The sequence below is a fragment of the Salinimicrobium gaetbulicola genome (assembly GCF_042676025.1).
GTDB classification, from domain to species: Bacteria; Bacteroidota; Bacteroidia; order Flavobacteriales; family Flavobacteriaceae; genus Salinimicrobium; species Salinimicrobium gaetbulicola.
Genome location: NZ_JBHTJP010000012.1, coordinates 1 through 2585, shown reverse-complemented (window position 1 = coordinate 2585; position 2585 = coordinate 1). Strand labels below are relative to the sequence as shown.

The window sequence follows — 2585 nt, the reverse complement described above, 5'->3', positions numbered from 1 at the left end:
TCAAAAATACCTAAACGAAAGAGCAATAATGAATGAAAGAAATGATTGTGATTAATAATAAACTAAATATAAAACGACACACAACATCGGTTAACGAGCAAATAGCGGTAGACCCTTGTAAAATGACATTTTTGACTACCTTTAAAAAGATAACTTAACCGATAAACTCGCGTTCCCCAGGTCCGCTACTTGCGTTAACCGGAGACGTTGTAAACAATTTTGAGAAAAATCCTGACAACCATATTTATTTTGACTTTTACAGTCTCTTTTTCGCAAACTGAAAAGGATTTGACTGCAATAATTGAATTGGTAATTGCGGAATATCAGTCGGACACAATTATTGTTTATAACAGGTTTAATAACGATCAATTATTATCTGATCTTGAAAACGCTAAAAATTTTCAAGATTTTCAAACTCATGAAAAATATGGAACAGTAGAAATTGAAAATATAAATGTGGATTTTTTTTCAGCCATTAAGAAAATGGACAAAAAGAACAATAAACGAATACGAGGTTACACCAAAACGAAATTAAAGAAGAATAATAGAAAACCTGTAGCCTATATTTCATTTCCACTAATTTCAACTGACCGCAAAAGTGCTATTGTATATGGCTCGTATGTATGTGGTGGACTTTGCGGAAGTGGCGGAATATTTTTCTTAAAAAAATAAATGGACAGTGGAATATAAAGGCATACGAAAACCGATGGATCTCATAAAAACTGTTTACAACATCGGTTAACGAGCAAATAGCGGCTGATCATTCAAAAATGACATTTTTGACTACCTTTAAAAAGATAATTTAACCGATAAATTCGCGTCCCCAACCTCCGCTACTTGCGTTAACCGGAGACGTTGGCATTAATTTGATGAAGAAGACTTTATTTATATTAATTTTTGCTTTATTATATAGCTGTTCAACAATTGAGGAAAAACAGTTGATTGGAAATTGGTATTTAGAAAATGATGAATATGGCTTTGTTGAATTTATTTTCTATAAAGATTCATTAGTTGTTTATGACAAACTTGGATTAAGCAAAAGTGTATGGAAAGCCGATAAAAGTAAAATATACTTAACAGATATAGATGGATTCACAGAGCTAAAGCAATTGACTTATTTATATGAAATAGACAAATCGAAGAAATTATTAAACCTTAAAGTTATAAGAGATAGTTTAATTCAACTTCCTGAATTAACAAAAGCTAAATCTCATTATGACTTTTTCCAAAAGAATCTTGACTTAAGTATTAATTTACCCTTAACCAACTCAGAGTTAAAATATATCGGCTTTCCAGATCGATTGAGTTTTAATGTTTATGCAGGCTATAGAAATGACGATTTAATAGTAAAAACAGACTTATCATCTGATTTAAGAAATTTAGAGGATGAAGTGAATAATTTCAAAGAAAACTCACGAGAAGAATTAAAGCCACATTTAAAATTTCATTTAATAGCTGACAAAGAGATATCAAAAAATCAAATCGACTCAATAAAAAGCTTAATGAGAAAAACAGCGATAAAGAAAATATTTAGGGTGTACAAAACCAAACCATCAGATTATAAAAATACTTTAAACTGGTTTGGTCAAGTGGAATGAAAACTAATGCCAACATCGGTTAACGAGCAAATAGCGGCAGACTACCAAAAATGACATTTTTGACTACCTTTAAAAAGTTAACTTAACCGACAAATTCGCGTTCCCTAAACCGCTACTTGCGTTAACCGGGCGCGTTGGCACACATTTGAAAAATGGAAATCTATCTAATCTTATTCTTACTTCTGATTGGACTAATAGTCGGACTGATTATTTGGATAGTGCGACTGTTCCGTCTATACAGAAAAGGGAAGAAAAAATCTTTTGCTATTCAAGTTTCCATTCTGACTGTATTGCTGATTCTTTTGACTTGGGAACTTCAAATATTTCCGTTATCAAAAAATTTCTACATACAGGACAGAACAACGGAATTGACAGGTAAAAAATTCTGGAGTTGGGAAGAATTTGATTATGAAGAAATTAGTGTCCGTGGAGAAGGTTACACATTGGACATATATAAGTTTAGTGAAGAGACAGCTGAATATTTTAAGAATCCTGACAAGGAATTTTTTGAGAACTTTCCGACAAAAGAACTAGCTGACATAACGTGGACAAGAACCCCAGTTAAAGAAAGCGAACAAGAGATTTTGAAATTCGTGACACCTACTTACGGTGGATGGAAAGGCGAAATAATTGACCGACAGGATTTTATAAGACAAATTGCAAATCACCCAGGGTCATATTATTCATATGATGACGGTGGAAGTACGAATTTCTATTTAATCGTACCTGACAAAAGACTAGTGATTTTGATTAACCATAATATGTAATGAAAAATAAAAAACGTGTGCCAACATCGGTTAACGAGCAAATAGCGGCAGGCCATCTAAAATGACATTTTTGACTACTTTTAAAAAGATAACTTAACCGACAAATTTGCGTTTCGCAGGTCCGCTACTTGCGTTAACCGGAGACGTTGTGCCAAATTATATGAAAAGTATCCTCTTAACTTTAATTCTGATTGTTACTCAAACATCATTGGCACAAAAA

At 32.5% G+C, this 2585-nt stretch carries 3 protein-coding genes; all 3 read left to right on the top strand.

All coding sequences use genetic code 11. The annotated features are described in order from the left end of the window. The first annotated feature begins 219 nt into the window (after positions 1-219). The 3 genes from ACFQ1G_RS01165 to ACFQ1G_RS01155 all read left to right on the top strand — a co-directional run bounded on the left by ACFQ1G_RS01165 (position 220) and on the right by ACFQ1G_RS01155 (position 2365). The gene (locus tag ACFQ1G_RS01165) at positions 220-672 is read left to right on the top strand and encodes a hypothetical protein (protein ID WP_380736405.1); all 453 of its coding nucleotides are present in this window, start codon (positions 220-222) and stop codon (positions 670-672) included. 197 nt (positions 673-869) lie between these two features. Next, entirely contained in the window at positions 870-1598 is a 729-nt protein-coding gene (locus tag ACFQ1G_RS01160; protein ID WP_380736404.1) for a hypothetical protein, read from the top strand. A 152-nt stretch (positions 1599-1750) separates the two neighbouring features. Continuing rightward, positions 1751-2365, top strand: a complete 615-nt coding sequence (locus ACFQ1G_RS01155) for a hypothetical protein (RefSeq protein ID WP_380736403.1) — start codon at positions 1751-1753, stop codon at positions 2363-2365. Positions 2366-2585 lie beyond the last annotated feature (220 nt).

Excerpts from the sequence above, each read along its gene's own strand:
- ACFQ1G_RS01155 (WP_380736403.1), top strand. The coding sequence starts at position 1,751 with ATGGAAATCTATCTAATCTTATTCTTACTTCTGATTGGACTAATAGTC.
- ACFQ1G_RS01160 (WP_380736404.1), top strand. The coding sequence starts at position 870 with ATGAAGAAGACTTTATTTATATTAATTTTTGCTTTATTATATAGCTGT.